This window comes from Marinobacter salexigens (assembly GCF_018860765.1).
GTDB lineage: Bacteria > Pseudomonadota > Gammaproteobacteria > Pseudomonadales > Oleiphilaceae > Marinobacter > Marinobacter salexigens_A.
This window is the reverse complement of the sequence record NZ_JAHKPV010000019.1, coordinates 288,361-307,739: the sequence shown is the minus strand read 5'-3', so window position 1 is coordinate 307,739 and position 19,379 is coordinate 288,361. Positions and strand designations below refer to the sequence as shown.

General features: G+C 53.0%; 15 protein-coding genes, 1 pseudogene and 1 riboswitch. Of the genes and pseudogenes, 10 read left to right on the top strand and 6 right to left on the bottom strand.

Annotated elements, in window-relative coordinates:
• Positions 1-11 precede the first annotated feature (11 nt).
• Positions 12-1,160, top strand: coding sequence for an acyl-CoA dehydrogenase family protein (locus KO508_RS12000; protein WP_216008541.1), 1,149 nt, complete (start codon positions 12-14; stop codon positions 1,158-1,160).
• 28 nt (positions 1,161-1,188) lie between these two features.
• Positions 1,189-2,370, top strand: coding sequence for a thiolase family protein (locus tag KO508_RS11995; RefSeq protein ID WP_216008540.1), 1,182 nt, complete (start codon positions 1,189-1,191; stop codon positions 2,368-2,370).
• A gap of 46 nt (positions 2,371-2,416) precedes the next feature.
• Here KO508_RS11995 and KO508_RS11990 read toward each other — a convergent pair whose 3' ends face one another.
• Together KO508_RS11990 and ilvG are read right to left on the bottom strand one after the other, a co-directional pair.
• A complete protein-coding gene (locus KO508_RS11990; RefSeq protein WP_252738083.1) occupies positions 2,417-2,698 on the bottom strand; it encodes an ACT domain-containing protein in 282 nt (93 codons plus the stop codon).
• Positions 2,695-4,395, bottom strand: a complete 1,701-nt coding sequence (ilvG, locus tag KO508_RS11985) for an acetolactate synthase 2 catalytic subunit (protein WP_216008539.1) — start codon at positions 4,393-4,395, stop codon at positions 2,695-2,697. The genes KO508_RS11990 and ilvG overlap by 4 nt, the downstream gene beginning before the upstream one ends.
• A gap of 334 nt (positions 4,396-4,729) precedes the next feature.
• Here ilvG and KO508_RS11980 point away from each other — a divergent pair, with 334 nt between their 5' ends.
• Both KO508_RS11980 and KO508_RS11975 read left to right on the top strand, forming a co-directional pair.
• Entirely contained in the window at positions 4,730-5,812 is a 1,083-nt protein-coding gene (locus KO508_RS11980; protein WP_216008538.1) for an efflux RND transporter periplasmic adaptor subunit, read from the top strand.
• 5 nt (positions 5,813-5,817) lie between these two features.
• The gene (locus KO508_RS11975) at positions 5,818-8,913 is read left to right on the top strand and encodes an efflux RND transporter permease subunit (protein WP_216008537.1); all 3,096 of its coding nucleotides are present in this window, start codon (positions 5,818-5,820) and stop codon (positions 8,911-8,913) included.
• Positions 8,914-8,925: 12 nt separating this feature from the next.
• Here KO508_RS11975 and KO508_RS11970 read toward each other — a convergent pair whose 3' ends face one another.
• Positions 8,926-10,398, bottom strand: coding sequence for an amidase (locus KO508_RS11970; RefSeq protein WP_216008536.1), 1,473 nt, complete (start codon positions 10,396-10,398; stop codon positions 8,926-8,928).
• Entirely contained in the window at positions 10,395-11,171 is a 777-nt protein-coding gene (gene djlA / locus KO508_RS11965; RefSeq protein ID WP_216008535.1) for a co-chaperone DjlA, read from the bottom strand. Before djlA ends, KO508_RS11970 begins: the two co-directional genes overlap by 4 nt.
• A gap of 143 nt (positions 11,172-11,314) precedes the next feature.
• Between djlA and alkB the strand changes: the two genes are divergently transcribed.
• Positions 11,315-11,965 carry a DNA oxidative demethylase AlkB gene (gene alkB, locus KO508_RS11960; RefSeq protein ID WP_216008534.1) on the top strand — a complete coding sequence of 217 codons (651 nt, stop codon included), beginning with the start codon at positions 11,315-11,317 and terminating at the stop codon, positions 11,963-11,965.
• Between the two features lie 25 nt (positions 11,966-11,990).
• Here the strand turns inward: alkB and KO508_RS11955 are convergent, their stop codons facing one another.
• Complete coding sequence (locus KO508_RS11955) at positions 11,991-13,271, bottom strand: MgtC/SapB family protein (RefSeq protein ID WP_216008533.1); 1,281 nt, start codon at positions 13,269-13,271, stop codon at positions 11,991-11,993.
• A gap of 194 nt (positions 13,272-13,465) precedes the next feature.
• On the opposite strand from KO508_RS11955, the gene KO508_RS11950 reads away from it, so the two are divergent.
• Together KO508_RS11950 and KO508_RS11945 are read left to right on the top strand one after the other, a co-directional pair.
• Entirely contained in the window at positions 13,466-14,953 is a 1,488-nt protein-coding gene (locus tag KO508_RS11950; protein WP_216008532.1) for a SulP family inorganic anion transporter, read from the top strand.
• Position 14,954: 1 nt separating this feature from the next.
• Positions 14,955-15,848, top strand: a complete 894-nt coding sequence (locus KO508_RS11945) for a universal stress protein (RefSeq protein ID WP_216008531.1) — start codon at positions 14,955-14,957, stop codon at positions 15,846-15,848.
• On the opposite strand, the gene KO508_RS11940 is transcribed toward KO508_RS11945, so the two are convergent.
• Entirely contained in the window at positions 15,835-16,212 is a 378-nt protein-coding gene (locus KO508_RS11940; RefSeq protein ID WP_216008530.1) for a hypothetical protein, read from the bottom strand. The two genes, KO508_RS11945 and KO508_RS11940, sit on opposite strands and share 14 nt — an antisense overlap.
• A gap of 120 nt (positions 16,213-16,332) precedes the next feature.
• A riboswitch (cobalamin riboswitch) is annotated at positions 16,333-16,537 on the top strand.
• A gap of 168 nt (positions 16,538-16,705) precedes the next feature.
• Here KO508_RS11940 and KO508_RS11935 point away from each other — a divergent pair.
• The 3 genes and pseudogenes from KO508_RS11935 to KO508_RS11925 form a co-directional block, all read left to right on the top strand.
• Positions 16,706-18,415: pseudogene (locus KO508_RS11935) on the top strand (ribonucleoside triphosphate reductase); the annotation flags it as partial.
• A gap of 92 nt (positions 18,416-18,507) precedes the next feature.
• Complete coding sequence (nrdD, locus tag KO508_RS11930; protein WP_216008528.1) at positions 18,508-18,654, top strand: anaerobic ribonucleoside-triphosphate reductase; 147 nt, start codon at positions 18,508-18,510, stop codon at positions 18,652-18,654.
• Between the two features lies 1 nt (position 18,655).
• On the top strand, positions 18,656-19,360 hold the full coding sequence (locus tag KO508_RS11925) for an anaerobic ribonucleoside-triphosphate reductase activating protein (protein WP_216008527.1): 705 nt from the start codon (positions 18,656-18,658) through the stop codon (positions 19,358-19,360).
• Positions 19,361-19,379 lie beyond the last annotated feature (19 nt).

The following is a 19,379-nucleotide window of genomic DNA, read 5'->3' as shown; positions in this document are numbered from 1 at the left end:
AGGAGAGCGCAATGACAAACACGGTAGATCAAGAAGAGTTGGCTCTGTTCCGTTCATCTGTCATCAAAGCTTTGGAAACAGAAGTTGCGCCTCATTACGAGGCTTGGGAAAAGTCCGGCCTTGTGCCCCGTGAGCTTTGGACCACTCTTGGCGATGCAGGCATGTTGTGTGTCGACATACCCGAGAATTGCGGCGGCTGTGGCGCGCCTTTCCAGTACTCTGTGGTTGTTGGCGAAGAGCTCGCACGCATGGGGTTTGGTGCGCTCTCCACCAATGTAATGGTGCATTCGGATATCGTTGCTCCCTACATCAGCCATTTGGGGAATGAAGCCCAGAAGCAACAATGGCTGCCGAAAATGGTGTCGGGAGAGGTGGTGGGCGCCATCGCTATGACCGAGCCAGGTGCCGGAAGTGATCTGCAAGCCATGCGCACGAGTGCTGTGCGGGATGGCGATGACTATATTCTGAACGGATCGAAAACCTTCATCACCAACGGCCAGCACGCGGACATGGTGATTGTTGCTGCAAAAACCGACCCTGCTGCTGGTGCCAAAGGTATCAGCTTGTTTTTGGTGGACACGAGCCTGCCCGGATACAGCAAAGGACGGAATCTCGACAAGATAGGCCAGCACAGTGGCGATACCTCTGAACTGTTCTTCTCTGATATGCGTGTGCCAGCATCGGCGCTTGTTGGCGAAGAGGGCAAGGGGTTTGTTTATCTGATGCAGGAACTGCCGCGGGAGCGGTTGGTTATAGGTGCGCTTGGCGTAGCTGCGGCCAGAGGTGCGCTAGATCTAACCATTGCATACGCCCAAGAGCGGGAGTTGTTCGGTCAGAAGCTGGCTCAACTGCAGAATACCCGATTTGAAATCGCCCGCATGGAAACCGATTATCAGGTTAACAAAGCGTTTGTGGCCCAGTGCATAAGTCAGTACGAAGCCGGTGAGCTGGATGCACCCACCGCCTCCATGGCTAAATACAGCGCCACCGAAATGCAGTGCCGTGTCGCAGATGGCTGCTTGCAGTTGTTTGGTGGTTATGGCTACACCACGGAATACCCCATTTCTCGCGCCTTTATGGATGCGCGTGTGCAGCGCATATACGGCGGCGCGTCGGAAGTGATGAAGGAGATTATTGCACGGTCGATTTTAGGTCGTTAATTCCCATTCAATGCTGAGGACAGTTTCCATGAAAGAACGCGATGTAGTAATAGCCGGCTCCGCCCGAACCCCCATGGGTGGAATGATGGGATCCCTAAGTTCCGTACGCTCTCCGGATTTGGGTGCTACTTCTATCAAAGCAGCCATTGAGCGCAGCGGATTGCAGCCTGTGGATGTTCAGGAAGTGATCATGGGTTGCGTGTTGCCTGCCGGATTGGGTCAGGCCCCTGCTCGTCAGGCCTCCCGTGGTGCAGGTATTCCTGACAGCTCCGGATGCACCACTGTGAACAAAATGTGCGGTTCCGGCATGCAAGCAGTGATCATGGCCCATGATCAGATTAAAGCTGGCACCAACAATATTATGATTGCCGGTGGCATGGAGAACATGAGCCAGGCACCTTACCTGCTACCAAAAGCTCGTGGCGGAATGCGCATGGGTCACGGGCAGGTGATGGACAGCATGTTCCTCGATGGCCTCGAAGATGCTTATGAAGGCGGCCTGATGGGTGTGTTCGCGCAAAAAAGCGCAGACGACTACAAAATTACCCGTGAACAGATGGACAATTTTGCCATTCGGTCTCTGGAGCGCGCCAACGCAGCCATCAGCAACGGCTGGTTCGAGGCGGAGATTTGCCCGGTAACCGTATCTGCCCGTGGTGGCGATACTCAGGTAAGCGTTGACGAACAACCCGGTAATGCTCGCCCCGAGAAAATCCCCAATCTGAAACCGGCCTTCAAAAAAGACGGTACCGTAACGGCTGCCAACGCCAGCTCCATCAGTGATGGTGCCTCGGCTTTGGTGTTGGCCTCGGCTGAGGAAGCGCAAGCGCGTGGTCTGGCAATTCAGGCAAAAATCGTCGCCCACGCCACCCACGCCCAGTTACCCGCAGAGTTCACTCTGGCCCCCATCGGTGCCATCGAAAAAGTGTTGAAAAAGGCAGGATGGACCAAGGACGATGTAGATCTGTTTGAGATCAACGAAGCCTTCGCCGTCGTTTCCTTATTGGCGATCAATGAGTTGGGATTGGATGCAGACAAAGTGAACGTATACGGCGGCGCCTGTGCGTTGGGGCATCCCATCGGCTCCTCCGGCTCGCGTATTTTGGTTACGCTGATGAACGCCTTAAAACAGAAAGGCCTTAAGCGCGGCGTTGCGTCTCTGTGTATTGGAGGCGGCGAAGCGACCGCGGTTGCTATCGAGCTGGTCTGATGCTTTCGAGCAGGGCAAGGGAAAAGCTTGCCCTGCTTACGCTAAATCACGCAATGCGAGTTGCCGCAGCCACCACCGGCGCAGCAAGCTTAACTTCCGCTACGGTGTGTAGCTTTTCAAGCTGTGACTGAAGCATAGCCACAGGGCGCGTGCCCTGAATGGTTAGCGCGATATCCAGCGCCCCGTCTGCTGTCTCCACCGCCATCTTTGCAATTCGAAATCCTCGAATGCGAACCACTTGGCACAGGCGCTCAAGTGCTGCGGCTTCGTGATTCATGCGGCAGGTAATAGTGTAGTTTGATGTCTTATGGCTGCTCTCAACCTTCATGCGGTCATCTCCTTTTTGTCCGCTGCAGTGCGGCGAGTTTCATCAATCATCTCTTTGTTGCTTCCGCCTGGTTTAACAATTGGCCAAACGTTTTCTTCACGGGCAATAGCTACGTGCAGCAGCATAGGGCCGCTGTATGCCAGTATGGTTTCAATTCCTCGCCGCACCTGATCTGTGCGATCAATTTTCAGCGCTGGAATATCGAATGCTCGGGCCATGGCAACGAAATCTGGGTTGTCATCGAGGTTAATTTGGCTTTCCCGATTGTTGTAGAACAGTTCCTGTTGTTGACGAACCATGCCTAAGCATTGGTTATCCATAATGATCAGCTTCACAGGTAGGTTATATCGGCGAACAGTGGCCAGCTCCTGTGCGTTCATCATGAAGGAACCATCGCCGGTAACATTGATAACCGTGCTATCGCGATTCGCAAACTGAGCGCCTATAGCCGCTGGCAACCCAAAACCCATAGTGCCGAGGCCACCGCTGGTAAGATGGTGCCGCGGGTGATCAAACTGATAATGCTGGGCAACCCACATCTGGTGCTGGCCAACATCACAGGCGATGATAGTGTCTTCTGGAGTGGTGCGAGAAAGCTGGCTGATAAAAGCCGGGCCGGTAATGGGCGCCAAGGGCTCTTCGTTATCTGCTGCCTGAAACCCACCCGTTGTGCGCCAGGCTTGGCACTGCTTGCGCCAATCGTTGATCGCAAGAGGGGTTTCCCTAAGTGAGTGGGTCAGTTCACCAAGAATGGTGTTTAGATCCCCGCGAAGCGCAACTTCAGCACTTCGAAGTTTATTGAATTCTGCTGCATCGGCATCGATGTGAATTGTTCGGGCGTTGGGTGCGAAGCCATCCAGCTTGCCGGTAGCGCGGTCATCCAAGCGAGCGCCAATGACCAGTAAAAGGTCGCATTCGTCTACGGCTCTGTTGGCAGCGCGGGAACCGTGCATACCCAACATGCCGAGGTTGTGGGCACTGTTTTTACCAGAGTTTCCTATACCTTTGAGGGTTACTACTGCAGGCATTGCAGAACACTCGGCAAACGCCCGAAAGCTTTCCTCTGCGTGGGCCAAGCTAATCCCGCCACCGCTATAAAGTAGCGGCTTACGAGCTGCGCGCAGCAAAGCTATCGCGCTTTCGAGATCGGGGCAGGTGGCATTTGGTTGAGCTTGTGTGGTCATCGGTGTAGCGGTTACGTCGTCCAATAGTAGATCTTTAGGAATATCGATCCAAACCGGCCCGGGCCGACCGTTTTGTGCGAGGTCCATGGCTTCTTCAAGAATTTCGGGTAGTTCGGCTGCGCTCTCAATCAAATAACTGTGCTTTACGATGCCAAGCGTCATACCCAAAACATCGGTTTCCTGAAAGGCATCGGTGCCAATAAGTGCCGATGGAACCTGACCGGTAATAACCAGCATGGGGATAGAATCTCGATGCGCATTGGCCACGCCGGTAATCAGGTTGGTGGCACCCGGGCCTGATGTTGCAATACAAACCCCCAGCCTGCCGCTGGCCCGGGCGTAGCCGTCGGCAGCCAGAGCGCAGCCTTGCTCGTGGCGGCAGAGCACATGCTCCACGCGCACATCATCCACCAGAGCATCGTACAATGGCATGATGCAGCCACCCGGATAACCGAAAACCGTTTGGATGTTGTGGCGATGGAATGCGTCGAGAATGTGCTGTGCGCCGTTCATTATCGTGTTCCCTTTTTTTCTTTCGCAAAAAAGAAACCCCCGGGACCTTTCGGTGCCGGGGGTTTCTGGTGTTTGTGTCAGGTTTGTCGCTATCTCACCCGATTATCCACGCAAAATCCCCCGGAAGGTATCACTACCACGAGGACTAGCACCGCAAGGATAATTACTGAGTTGAGGTTCATAAAAAGAACAATCTGCTCTGAATTTGATCAATGATTCTGTGTAGAATCTACCCCACGATTGAAACCGGTTGCAACCGTTTAATCATTTTATTTTTCAAACAACGCGGCTTTCCGAGCTGTTGTTCACCAATTACAGGCTGTGTAGGTACTTAATGAGCAAAGTAAAGTGGAGTTCGCTGGGTCTGTCCGTGGTTGTTGTGATTGCATTGATTATCTGGATAGCAACCGGCGAAATCAAAGAGGCCAGTACTGAAGCACCTGCAGAACCCGAAGTTGCAGAGCAGGAGCGAACACGGGTTCAGGTGACCACGCTCAACGCACAGCTATACGAGCCGGGCTTGTTGTTGCAGGGCCAACTGGAACCTTGGAGTGCGGTTACCCTGAGCGCGCGGGTTGCGGGTACGGTGGAGTCCATTGCGGCAGAACTTGGCGATACAGTAAACGCAGGAGACGTGCTTTTAACCTTGTCTGAAGATGGCCGAGGCGCTGGGGTTCAGCGCTGGCAGGCGCGGGTCAAAAAGCTGGAAGCGGATTTGTCTGCAGCGCAAAAGCTTGGCTCTAGGAATTTGGCCTCGCAGTCGGAAATTCTTAATGTTGAAAGCGAATTGGCGGCTGCGCGCGCGGAATTGAAAAGCGCGCAGCTTGCCGTTTCCCATCTTAGGCCCACAGCACCCTTTGATGGTGTAATCAACCGTAAAGACGTTGATTCCGGCAGTCTGGTTCAGGTGGGCTCGTCCTTGTATGAGTTGGTGCGTACAGATCGTCTCAAGGCTAGAGGGCAGGTGCCTCAGCAGTCTGTTGCGCAAGTTGCACCGGGTCAAAGCGTGAGGGTGCAACCGCTGGATGGAGAGCCGCTCGATGGGGTGGTTACCTTTGTGGCCAGTGCTGCAAATCCTGAAACTCGGAGTTTTGCGGTTGAAATTGCCGTGGAAAACCCGGATCAGAAACGTATCGCTGGTGGTAGCGTTAACCTTCGGGTTGCTCTGGCTGATGTGCAAGCCACGTTTATTTCCCCAGCGTATCTCTCGCTTGGGGACGATGGTCGCCCGGGTGTGAAGTATGTGGATGAGCAGAACCGAGTCGTTTTCCGCAACGTGAAGTTGCTGAGTGTATCTACCGAAGGCGCCTGGGTAACAGGCTTGCCAGAAGAGACCCGCCTGATTACCCGGGGTGCCGGTTTTGTTAGTGAGGGCGAGCAAGTTGAAGCTGTAGACGCCTCCGAAGAGCGGGGCTAAACACGATGCGCACACTTATTTTTGCGGCCATAGACCGCAGCCGCACTGCGTTGCTGACGCTGTTTTTTCTAACGCTTGGGGGTATTGCGGCATTTCAGGCTATCCCGCGAGAGGCTAACCCAGACGTTACCATACCCATGATTTACATCTCCATGACACTGGAAGGTATAAGCCCGGAGGATGCGGAGCGGTTGTTGGTGCGCCCTATGGAGCAGGAGCTGCGTTCCCTCGAGGGCGTAAAAGAAATGCGTGGCACTGCATCTGAAGGACATGCTTCTGTGATGCTGGAATTCGATGCTGGTTTCGATCCGGACACAGCCTTGCAAGATGTTCGGGAAAAAGTAGACACGGCCCGCAGCAAGCTGCCGCGGGAAGCCGACGAACCTCGGGTTAATGAAATAAACGTTTCCCTGTTTCCAGTGCTTTCCATTGGCCTTTCAGGGCCGCTGTCTGAACGCGAACTGATTACTATTGCCCGTGGGCTTCAGGATGCTATCGAAGCGATTCCCGAAGTTCTGGAGGTGGAGATCGGTGGCGACCGGGAAGATCTGCTGGAAATTATCGTGGACCCTCAGGTATTGGAAGGCTACGGGATAGATTTCGACCAGCTCAGCAACCTAGTGACCCGCAATAATCAGCTAGTGGCAGCCGGGTCACTGGATACCGGCAACGGTCGTATGACACTCAAAGTACCCGGCGTTATTGAGAATATCGAAGACGTTATGTCTATGCCCGTGAAAGTTGATGGCGATACCGTGGTCACCTTCGGCGATGTTGCCATGCTGCAGCGCACCTTCAAAGACCCGACTGGGTTTGCACGCATTAATGGTGAGCCCGCCGTAGTGCTGGAAGTATCCAAGCGTAGCGGGGCTAACATCATTGAAACTGTGGCTAAGGTGCGGGAGTTGGTCACACGAGCACAGCCGCAACTGCCGGATACTTTGGATGTGCGTTACATCATGGATCAATCCGATGAGGTTCGCGACATGCTGAGCGACCTGCTCAACAACGTCTTGACCGCCATCGTGTTGGTTATCATCGTAATCATTGCCGCCATGGGGCCACGTTCTGCCTTGCTAGTGGGGCTTACCATTCCGGGCGCGTTCCTAACCGGCATTTTAGTTATCTGGACCATGGGGCTTACCCTCAACATAGTGGTGCTGTTTAGCCTCATTCTTGTTGCTGGGATGCTGGTGGATGGAGCCATTGTGGTATCGGAACTTGCAGACCGAAATCTGTCTGAAGGGCATGCCGTGAAAGGCGCTTGGGCGGAAGCCGCAAGCCGAATGGCTTGGCCGATAATTGCGTCTACTGCGACCACCCTTGCGGTGTTTGTGCCGCTTCTGTTTTGGCCCGGCGTGGTGGGTGAATTCATGAAATTCCTACCTATCACCGTAATTATCTGTTTGATTGCCTCTCTCGCCATGGCTCTGGTGTTTTTGCCGGTACTGGGCGGCGTTAGCGGCGGACGTCGTGCCCGCACGGTCAGCAAAAACGGCCCGATGATGCAGAGTTACCGCAAGTTGCTTTCCACATTGCTCTCATATCCCGGTTTTACGCTGGTGGGCGTTTTGGGGGTGGTTGTGTTGGTGTACGTTGCCTATGGAAAGTTCAACCATGGCATCGAGTTTTTCCCGAGCGTAGAGCCCGACTCTGCTCAGGTGCAGGTTCGCGCCAGAGGTGATCTCTCGGTGTTAGAGCGGGACGCCATTGTGCGCAAGGTTGAAGAGCGATTGCAGGGCATGCCGGAGGTGAAAGCGGTTTATGCGCGCTCCATGCTGAGCACCAGCACGCAAATGGCACCAGATGTAATTGGGGTGCTCCAGTTCCAATTTACCGATTGGTTTACCCGTCGCCCAGCCAGCGTGATTCTGGATGATTTTCTGGCTCGTACGCGGGGTGTACCGGGCATTGAATTGGAATTTCGCGAACAGGAAAATGGACCGGCTGGCGGTAAACCGATAGAACTTCAAATAAGCAGTCGGGATAGCAACAAACTCGACGGTTATGTGGATCAGATCGAGAATCAGATGCGCACCCAAGGTGGCTTTTTGGATATTGAGGATGACCGAAGCTTGCCAGGGATTGAATGGCGGCTGGAAGTCGATCGCGAAGCCGCGGCCCGTTTTGGAACAGATGTGCTTAGCATTGGTAGTGCGGTTCGTCTGGTCACCAATGGATTGGTTATAGCTACCTTCCGACCGGAAGATGTGCGTGACGAGGTAGATATTGCTGTGCGGGTTCCCAACAACTGGCGTGAGTTGGATCATTTGCAACGTCAAACGATTAACACAGCTCGGGGGCAGGTGCCTCTCTCACAATTTCTCGATCTGCAACCGGGACACAAAACCGGCAGCATTGCCCGTGTCGATGGCCAGCGAACGATTACCATCAAATCCGATATTCAGCCGGGTGAGCAGGTGGACAGCTTGTTGAAGCAGTTGCAAGCCAAGCTCCCCGATACACCAGAGGGTGTGTCGGTAAAGTTTGCTGGTGAAAACGAAGACCAGCAACAGGCTTCTAATTTCCTGATCAGTGCGTTTTTGATCGCGATTGCCATGATGCTGCTCATTCTGGTGACCCAGTTCAACTCGCTGTACCAAAGCTTTCTGATTCTTTCAGCGATCGTTCTCTCAACGGGGGGAGTCCTTCTGGGGTTACTGCTGAATGGCCAGTCTTTTGGAATCGTAATGGTGGGTATGGGTATTATTGCGCTGGCGGGTATTGTTGTGAACAACAACATCATTCTGATCGACACCTACAATCAGATGAAGAAGGACGGTATGGAGGCCTATGAAGCGGCGCTTGAAACCAGCTGCCTGCGTTTGCGCCCCGTATTGCTTACAGCTGTTACCACGGTACTTGGGCTGATGCCGATGGTACTAAGTGTCAATGTGGACCTGCTCACCCCATCCCTTGGTCTGGGAGCGCCATCAACCCAATGGTGGGCGCAGCTTTCCAGCGCTATCGCCGGTGGTCTGGCATTTGCCACGATTCTGACTCTGTTGCTCACACCGGCGATGCTCGTGCTGGGTGAGCGGGTGGGGCAGGCTGTTCGCAAGACATTTCGCCGACTACAGCCTGCAAAGAAATGTCTCTAGTTCAGCCAACTTTCAGGCCAGACTCGCTGTTCTGGTGCTCGTCGGCGCAGCCCAAGGCGAGTACTCAGACTCTAGAGCAAACGCCAGCTCCAGCAGAGTGCGCTCATCGCCGTGTTTGCCCATAAGCTGCACTGAAATTGGTAAGTTCTCGGGCGTCATGGCTGTGGGAATCGACAGCGCGGGCGAGCCGGTAACATTGGCTAGCGGTGTAAAGTTCGCATATCGGGCTAGTCGATCAAACAGTACAGCGAAAGGTACTTTAGGGGTGAGGTGACCCAACTTCGGAGTGGTGTGTCCCAAAGTGGGTGTCAGCACCGCATCCAAGCCTACCAGAGCATTGGCGTATTCCGATCTGGCCCGACGCAAGCGCCACAGAACTGCAGGCATCTTCCAGAAACTTCGCTTGAACATTTTGTCCAAACCTTCAGTTAAACCGTCTACCTTCCGCTTATCAAAACCTGAGTGGGTTATCTTGCGACCGTTGAGTTTCATGCCAAAGGCCAGCATCGTCCAGTACATTGCAAAGTCGTCTGGGAAGTGTGAGTTTGCTGGTGTTGCTACAGGCTCGATAATGTGGCCTTGAGCTTCTAGTTTTTGTGCGGTGGCTTCAACCGTCTGGCGAGTCATATCGTCGGTCTTGTGACCATTAATGGAATCGATAACCAAGCCGATTCTTAACTGCTTCGTAGGTGGGCCGTCTACTTTGCCAATGGTTGGTAGTTTGGGGTTTCGGAAATACCGTTCGGCCTGATACATAAAATTGGCAGTGTCTCTCACCGACCGCGTAACCACTCCGTCGCTGAGAATGTTGATAGGCAGAGATTTGGCGGCATCGTTGTCGATAACGCGCCCGCGTGTCGGCTTCAAACCCACAAGTCCACAACAAGCTGCAGGAATGCGTATGGAGCCGCCCCCGTCGTTGGCATGGGCAATGGGTACCGCTCCACTTGCCACCAATGCGGCCGCACCGCCTGAGGAAGCGCCACTAGAGTGCGCAAGATTCCATGGGTTTCGGGTAGGTGCATCATGAACCGGCTCGGTAGACGCGTTAAATCCGAATTCAGGCATGGTGGATTTGCCCAGACACAAAAAGCCCTGAGCCAGCATCTGTTGCGCGAAAGGGCTAGTGTGTTCTACACAGTGCCCGGGAGGAACAGCTTGCGAACCATGGCGCGTAGGCATTCCAGCCACATTCGTGTTGTCTTTTATAAACGTTGGCACGCCTGTGAAAAATGGCGTATCTGACAAACTTTTTTCTTTGTCCAGCGTGGCTGCCGCTCCCAGCATCTGTTCGTAGCGTTCCGCAACAACACCGTGCACTAGGGGGTCAGCCTTTTGAAGCCTTTTGATAGCAGCCTGTGTCACTTCCGTAACGGATACTTCGCGGTTGCGAATGCGCTCTGCTAATGCTGTTGCATCATCATTGCCTAGCGCATCGTTGGTGAAGGTGTGTGCGGTTCGTGGCGCGTCAACAGATTGACTCATGTATGGCTTCCACGGGATTCTTTAATAACGTCATAAGCATGGGTGATTTCTTGTGTACGTTCTTCTGCCATTTCGCGCATGCTTTCCGGAAGACCCCGCCCGGCAAGCTTGTCCGGATGGTTCTCGCTCATCAACTTGCGGTACACTTTTTTCAACTCCGCATCGCTGATTGATGGAGAAACCCCCAGCACTTTATAGGCATCGTCGGTTTGTTGTGCGGTAGACCGTTGGCCGCCGGCCTGCCCCGCGTGGGCGCCGCGTAACATGGCCTCCAGTTGATCTACTTGGCTTTCAGGCAGACCAAGGCCACGAGCAACACGAACAAGCATCTCGTGCTCTGCTGGATGAACAACACCGTCGGCCGCAACTGCGGAAACTTGTACCTGTAGGAACATTTGGAGAAAGGCGGGCTGGCCTCCGCTGATGCTCAAAAAGTGACTCAGCTCGGCATCCAGATCAAAGTCGTCGGCTTTACCACGGCTGAAGGCGGCTTTCGCTGTTGCCCGCTGGGTTTCGTTCAGGCGAAAGCGCACGAACATGGCTTCTGCCATCTGGATCTCGTCTTTTGAGACGACGCCATCGGCCTTGCACAGGGCGCCCATAACCGCAAATACAGATTCAACAAAACCGGATTGAATATTTTGGAGTTTGCCAATAAGGCGGGTTTTCAGCCGGCTAAGCAAAAATGCGCCAAGAGCTGCCCCCACAAGAAAGCCGGGGAATTTGCCAAAGGCGTAACCAATCAAACCACCAATGATCATTGCAAACAGCATTAAAGCGTCCTTTAGGAATTATGGATAAGGCTACAGAATATACGTGTTTTTCTGAGGATCTTCATGAACAGGCTTTCATTCAGGCCATCTGTTTTTGTTAGCGCTTGTATGCGGGCCTATTTTTTGTGATAAACATAGCATTTATGACACTTGACCTGTTCGCAGACCTGCCAACTGAAGCCTTCACTGAGCATGTCTCGGAGGGCGCACTTGTGCTTAGGCAATTTGCCACGACACAGGAGCATGATCTGCTTACTGAAATTAGCCAGATAATCGCCTTAGCGCCTTTTCGGCACATGACAACACCCGGCGGGCACAGTATGTCTGCGGCCATGACTTGTTGTGGACGCTATGGTTGGGTGACCGATGCACGAGGGTATCGCTATCAGCGGGAAGACCCCAGTTCTGGCAAACCTTGGCCTGTAATGCCTACTACCTTTGCCGATTTGGCCCAGTCAGCTGCTCAGTCAGCGGGCTACGCCGATTTTATCCCGGATTCCTGCCTTATCAATCGGTATAAGGCCGGTGCAAAAATGGGACTGCATCAGGACAAAAACGAGCAGGATTTCACCCAACCGATTGTGTCTGTGTCGCTAGGTTTGTCTCAAGTGTTTCAATTTGGCGGGTTGGTGCGCGGCGAACGGCCAAGAAATATTCCGCTCTACCACGGCGATGTGGTGGTCTGGGGTGGGCCGGCACGGTTACGTTATCACGGTGTGCTTACGCTCAAGGCCGGAGAGCACCCGCTGACCGGCTCTTGCCGATACAATCTCACGTTCCGCTGTGCCCGTTAGTCGTTTGGGATTCTGGCAACTTTGGTCATTGAAACCCTGCCACCAAAAGCCCCGCGGCCAGTGATAGCAGCATAGGCCCGGCCACATAAAACCCGATTTTTCGGTTACCAATCACCCATGCCATGCCAGACTTGACCAGATTGTTGGTGGCCGCAGCAATAACAATACCGAAAACAGCTGCATTCATGGCTAGACCGTTGTTCGACATGCGGGTGAGCGACAAGGTGATGGCGTCTACATCTGCAATGCCGGAGGTGGCCGCCAACATATAGATACCGGTATCCCCAAGCCAGTTTTGCAAGAAATTACCAAGTAACAGGATAGCCGTCAGCAACATGCCGAAAACCAAAGCGGATTTTAGATCTAACGGGTTCTGATTAAGCGTGGGCTGGCTAACCTGAGCTGTGCCCGAGTTCCTGCGCCATATAATAATTGCCGGTATATAGAGCAGCATTGTCATAACCGATACCGGCCCGACCAGACTTGACAACAATTCCCGGTTGATAATGAAGCAGTAAACCAGAATGCGGGGGAACATAGTGCCGCAGGCAATCAGAATGCCTGTAGCAAATTGGGCATTTAGTTCTGGGTGCCTGTCAGCTTGACGGGCAAAGTGCAGAGTGAGAGCGGTGGATGAGCTCAAGCCCGCAAACAGGCTGGTAAAAAGTATACCTTTGTTGGTGCCTGCCATTCGCATGGCAAAATATCCCACAAAGGATATGGATGCGATCATTACCACCATCCACCAAATCTCTCGGGGGTTTAGCACGCCGCCGGGGCCCATTTGCTCGTTGGGGAGTAATGGCAGCATCACCACGGAAATCACCAGTAACTTGAGCGCTGCGTCCAGTTCATGGGCTTGAAGCTTTTGCACCCAGCCGTGAATTTCCTGTTTGTTATCGAGAATAATAGCGGTAATGACTGCAGCGGTGGTTGCCACCACCGGGTCGACGGCGACGGCAATGGCACCAAAGCAGAAGGTAAGCACCATGCTTACCATACCGGTGATGCTGAAGTTACGAATATGATCGAGCCGCTCGCTGTAGGCCACAATCGCCATTGCTACAACGCTCAGCAAAAGAACTGGAAACGCCCAGACGGTGATTTCCTCTGCAAGGACTGCAGAAATGCCCCCCAAAAGACCAATAAGGGAAAACGTGCGAATGCCAGCTATACGCTCGCCGGATTTCTGTTCGCGCGATCCCCAGCCTCGTTCCAAACCTATGATAGCGCCCAGTAGAAGGGCTACGGCAAGGTTAAGTGTGGTCTGGTTTGCGATAAGAAACTGGGATGCAACATCGTCCATGAACGAATGTAACTCCTTCCGAGTGTAGGTATTGCCGGGATAATAGCAGCCTGCAAGGCTTGGGGGACAGGCGCCCTTACGCCGGAACCCGTATTTTGATAGAATTCGCGCCCTTTATTTTGCCGTAATCCGCAATTCAAGCAACGGCAATCCTATCTTCATTAAACAGCGCTGCCACCCGGGTACTCAAAGCTATGTTAAATACAATGAAAACCGAATGGTTTTCCAATATTAAGGGCGATTTGCTCGCCGGGATCGTGGTTGCGCTTGCGTTGATTCCGGAAGCAATTGCTTTTTCGATCATCGCAGGCGTCGATCCCAAAGTAGGGCTATACGCCTCGTTTTGTATTGCCGTGATCATTGCCTTTGTGGGTGGCCGCCCCGGCATGATCTCGGCGGCAACCGGTGCTATGGCGTTGCTGATGGTAACGCTGGTTAAGGAACATGGCCTCGAATACCTGATGGCGGCAACCCTGTTAACCGGTGTAATCCAAATTCTGGCCGGTTGGCTGAAGCTGGGCAGCCTAATGCGGTTTGTATCCCGCTCGGTGGTTACCGGATTTGTGAATGCTCTGGCTATCCTAATCTTTATGGCGCAGTTGCCCGAACTAACAAATGTAACCTGGCATGTGTACGCCATGACAGCGGCAGGGCTGGGTATTATTTACCTGTTTCCCTATGTGCCGGTGCTGGGAAAACTGCTGCCCTCCCCACTGATTTGCATTGTGGCGCTGACCATTGTTGCGGTGTTGTTCAATATAGACGTGCGCACGGTGGGTGACATGGGCGAGCTGCCCGATACCCTGCCCATATTCCTCTGGCCTGACGTACCGCTGAACCTTGAAACCCTGATGATTATCTTGCCGTATTCTATTCCACTGGCCGTGGTGGGCTTACTGGAGTCCATGATGACTGCGACCATTGTGGATGACCTAACCGATACGGAAAGTGACCGCAACCGCGAATGCCGAGGGCAGGGCATTGCCAACATAGGCTCCGGTCTGTTCGGTGGTATGGCTGGCTGCGCGATGATTGGGCAATCTGTTATCAACGTAAAATCTGGGGGGCGAGGTCGGCTTTCTACGTTTACCGCGGGCGTGTTCCTGATGGTGATGATTGTGGTGCTGGACGACATATTGGTGCAAATTCCCATGGCTGCTTTGGTTGCAGTCATGATCATGGTGTCTATCGGTACCTTCTCCTGGGAGTCCATTCGCAACTTGAAGACTCACCCTCTCTCCACAAATATTGTCATGCTGGTCACCGTGTGCGTAGTGGTTGTCACCCACAATCTGGCGCTGGGCGTGTTTGCCGGTGTGTTGCTCGCGGCTCTGTTTTTCGCCAACAAAATCGGGCACTTTATGGAAGTGCAGTCCACTCTGGATGAAGAATCGGGCACTCGCACCTATAAGGTTATGGGTCAGGTATTTTTCAGTTCATCGGAAAAATTTCTTGCAGCCTTTGATTTCCGCGAAGTGGTCGATAAAGTGGTCATTGATGTGAGCCGGGCCCATTTCTGGGACATTACTTCTGTGGGCGCGCTCGACAAAGTCGTCATCAAGTTCCGTCGAGACGGCGCCGAGGTGGAAGTGATTGGCATGAACGAAGCCAGCGCTACCATCGTAGACCGTTTTGGTGTGCACGATAAGCCGGAAGGCATTGATCAGCTGATGGGCCATTAATATGCAAGATACAAACGGAAATTCTCAAGCAAGCGAGCAGGATGCGTTGCAGGTTGTGGCTTGTGTGGACGGTTCCCGCGCTGCGCCAGCCGTATGTGACTATGCAGCTTGGGCCAGCAAGCATATGGGGTCGCCGCTAACGCTTCTGCATGTACTTGACGAAGAGCGTTATCCGTCAGAGCCAGATCTTGCCGGTAATATTGGCTTGGGTAGTCGTGAGCACCTGCTCGATGAGCTGGCGCAGCTGGATCGTAAGCGGGCCAAACTGGCGTTGGAACACGGTAACCACATGTTGGACGAAGCCGTCCACAGGTTGCAGGGTGCCGGTCTTGGCGAGATCAAAAAGCGCCAACGCCATGGTGACTTGACCGAATCTTTGCTGGCCATTGAAGATGAAACGCGGCTAGTTGTCATGGGCTTGCACGGCGAAAGCAGTTCGGATCGGGAGGCTCGCGTTGGCAGCCAGCTCGAAACCGTAATCCGCAGTGTACATAGGCCGATTCTGCTGGTGCCAGACGAGTTTTCAACACCGCGCACGGCCATGCTCGCGTTCGATGGCAGTGCCACAGCGTTTAGAGGCGTAGAGCTGTTGGCTGGCAGCCCAGTACTCAAAGGCATGCCCTTACACCTAGTGATGGTCGGATCAGACACGAAAGAGCATTGGGGCCAGTTGGAGAAGGCTAAGCTGATGCTGGCGCCGCTTGATGCGGATATCACCCTGACCATTCTGGCCGGCGATGTGGAGCAGGCTCTACACAGCTATCAGGAAAAGAACGGTATCGATATCACCGTTATGGGTGCCTACGGCCACTCCCGTATTCGCCAGTTCTTTGTTGGCAGCACGACTACAAACATGCTGAGAACAGCGGAGAAGCCGCTGGTTATTCTTCGTTAGAACTCTGCGTTTTGGGTGCGTGCTTATTGCGGAGTCTAGAAAAAACAGCGCCAAAGACTGCGGTAGCCAACAGGGTGAAGGAAGAGAAATAACCAAGAATGAAGTAGTTTGCCCCCATTTCAGCGAGTACCAGCTGTCGAATAGTATGATCCGACGCTATGTCGTAATAGCCGTAAGCGAAAAATAAGAAAGTAGCGACAGCTGGTATTAGAAACAGTGGCCTAAGATAGCTAAGCCCGCCCAAAAGCGCTGCGAGAAGCAGTGCCGAAAACCACATGCCTTGATAGCTCTGAATCTTGTCGGCCACTTCAGCGGAAGCCGTGCAGGATATCAGCGAAAATACCGTCAAAATCAGAATATTCATTACCTGTACAGCCTCAATTCGCGAGATCCTGTGGCAGTGTATTTGTGTTGCTGGGTCAAGCCCAAAAACTATCTTAAGGTGCTAATCATATATTTCTATTGCGACTTATAGTTTTGGCGTATATAGTGGTTTTGTCTTGGCTTTCCACTATATGTTGTGTTTTGTAGTGGGGAATCCGGTGAGACTCCGGAGCTGACGCGCAGCGGTATTGGGGAACAAACGTAGCAATGACGACACTGGTGGGAACCGGGAAGTCGCCACGTAAGGCAGAGCCGAAAGGTTCACGCCCCTGAGTCCGAAGACCAGCCAAGACACTCAACACTGCACCTTCGCGACTCAGGGTAAACAGTTGGCAAATTGCACGGGGCAACTATCCGTTGGATAACCCTATGTGAACGGCCTCCTGTGTATGCGAAGGGAATATACCTGACGCGATACCAGGAGTCGTAACATGCCAGCTTTCCCCGCAATTCCCGAGCCAGTTGAACCTTCGTTACTGGATATCTCGGCAACCGTCAGCGAATATCTTCAGCGAAGCGATTGGCGAGTCAATGCCAATGCTAATCAGGGCTACTCTCTGGGTGGCCTGATTCTGAACACTGCCGGAAAAGTCATCGCCAACTATTGGCTTAATGATGTCTATACACAAACCATCGGACAGGCGCACCGTGAGGCAGACCTTCATATACACGATCTAGATATGTTGAGTGGCTACTGTGCTGGCTGGTCGCTGCGTACCTTATTGCATGAAGGCCTTAACGGCGTGCCCGGTAAGGTGGAGTCAGCACCCCCGAAGCACTTATCGAGCGCCATCGGCCAGATGGTAAACTTCTTGGGTACGCTGCAAAACGAATGGGCCGGAGCTCAAGCCTTCAGCTCTTTCGATACCTACTTGGCACCTTTTATCCGCAAGGATAATCTGGATTACGAAACAGTACGCCAGTGCATCCAAGAGTTTGTTTACAACCTCAACGTGCCTTCACGCTGGGGCACCCAAACGCCCTTTACCAACATCACCTTTGATTGGGTTTGCCCGGAGGATCTACGAGAACAGATACCGGTCATTGCCGGTGAAGAGATGCCTTTTAGCTACGGTGATCTGCAGTTAGAAATGGATCTGATCAACCGAGCCTACATTGAGGTGATGGCTGCTGGAGACAGTAAAAACCGGGTATTCACTTTCCCGATTCCTACCTACAACATTACCCGGGAATTTGACTGGGAATCTGAAAATGCCCAGCGCCTGTTTGAAATGACAGCGCGGTATGGCCTGCCTTACTTTCAAAATTTCCTCAATTCAGACCTGGAGCCCAGCATGGTGCGATCCATGTGTTGCCGTTTACAACTGGACCTGAGAGAACTGCTAAAACGCGGCAATGGCTTGTTCGGCTCTGCAGAACAAACCGGCTCTCTTGGTGTGGTAACGATTAATTGTGCCCGTCTGGGGTATTTATACAAAGGCCGTAAGCAGGCGTTATATGCCCGACTAGATGAACTGATGGCATTGGCTCGGGAGAGTTTGGAAACAAAGCGCGAGACAATAAGCCAACACATGTCCGAGGGACTGCTGCCATATAGCCAACGTTATTTAGGTACCCTGCGAAACCATTTTTCTACCATTGGGGTGAATGGTCTAAACGAAATGATTCGAAATTATTCAGGCGACCGCGAGGACATTGCTACCGAGTGGGGCAGAGAGTTTGCGCTGGAATTGTTGGATCACGTTCGGGATCGAATGAAGGAGTTTCAAGAACAGACCGGCAACCTTTACAACCTTGAAGCAACCCCGGCAGAAGGCACCACCTATCGCTTTGCCAAGGAAGACCAAAAACGCTTTCCGAACATTCTGCAGGCGGGAACGCATGATGCACCTTATTACACCAATTCCAGTCAACTGCCCGTAGGTTTTACTGATGACCCGTTTGAAGCGCTGAACCTGCAGGATGAGCTGCAAACACGCTACACCGGCGGCACGGTTTTACACCTCTATATGCGCGAACGTATCAGTGATGCGGCCACCTGTGGCCGGTTTGTTCGGCGTGTCTTGGAAAATTATCGACTGCCGTATATCACGGTAACGCCCACATTCTCCATTTGCCCTGTGCATGGCTATCTCAACGGCGAGCACGAGTTCTGTCCCAAATGTGATGAGTTGCTGATGGCGGGCCAGAATACGCAAATGGCTGCTGCAGCTATTGCCTGAATTTCGGAGCACCGCTCCGGTATAGACGGTGGGTCGCTACGAGCAAAGCAACCTACCGAATTTCCCAGAGAAGTAAATGTAAAGGAGATGTTATGGAAAACCAGAAGCTACCCAACGAGAATCAACGCCAACGCTGTGAAGTATGGACGCGGGTTATGGGCTACCACCGCCCTGTTTCTGCCTTTAACAAAGGCAAGCAATCAGAGCACCACGAACGTATTCATTTTAGGGAGCGTTGATATGCTTGCGGATAACTTGGTAATAGGCGGTATGACAGCCTTTTCTACCGTTGATTATCCGCAACATCTGGCGACAACCCTGTTTCTACAGGGTTGTCCCTGGCGTTGCCATTATTGCCACAACCCGCACCTCATTCCGTTAAAGCCGGTGGATGGCGCACCTACATGGCAAAGGGTTTGTAGCCACTTAAAGCGGCGCAAAGGGTTGCTAGATGCCGTGGTATTCAGCGGGGGAGAGCCCACGATTCAGAAAGCACTGTTACCCGCTCTTCAGCAAACCCGGGATATGGGGTTTCGAAACGGGCTTCACACGGGGGCGCCCAGTCTAAAATCGCTCCGCCCGTTATTACCATGGCTAGATTGGGTCGGTCTGGATATCAAAGCGTTGCCTTCAGGGTACCAACCCGTAACTACCTGTAGCCGCTCGGGTGAAGATAGTTGGGCCGCCATTGATGAATTGAAGCGCTCAGGAGTCAGTTTTGAATGCCGAATGACGTGGCACAGCGCTCTACACAGTTTTGAGCAGGTGTTGGAAATCAGCGAACAATTGGCAAACAGGGGAGTAAGGCGGTTCTCAGTACAAGTGGCCCGTACTGCACAAATGCTAAATCCAACGTTAGGGGAAAGTTATATCTCAACACCTGATATCGAAGAACTCCGGAATTCGTTGGCAGCTAAGTCAGAGGGGTTTGACGTGCGGGCGTGATTCAGGGCTCCAACTTTCG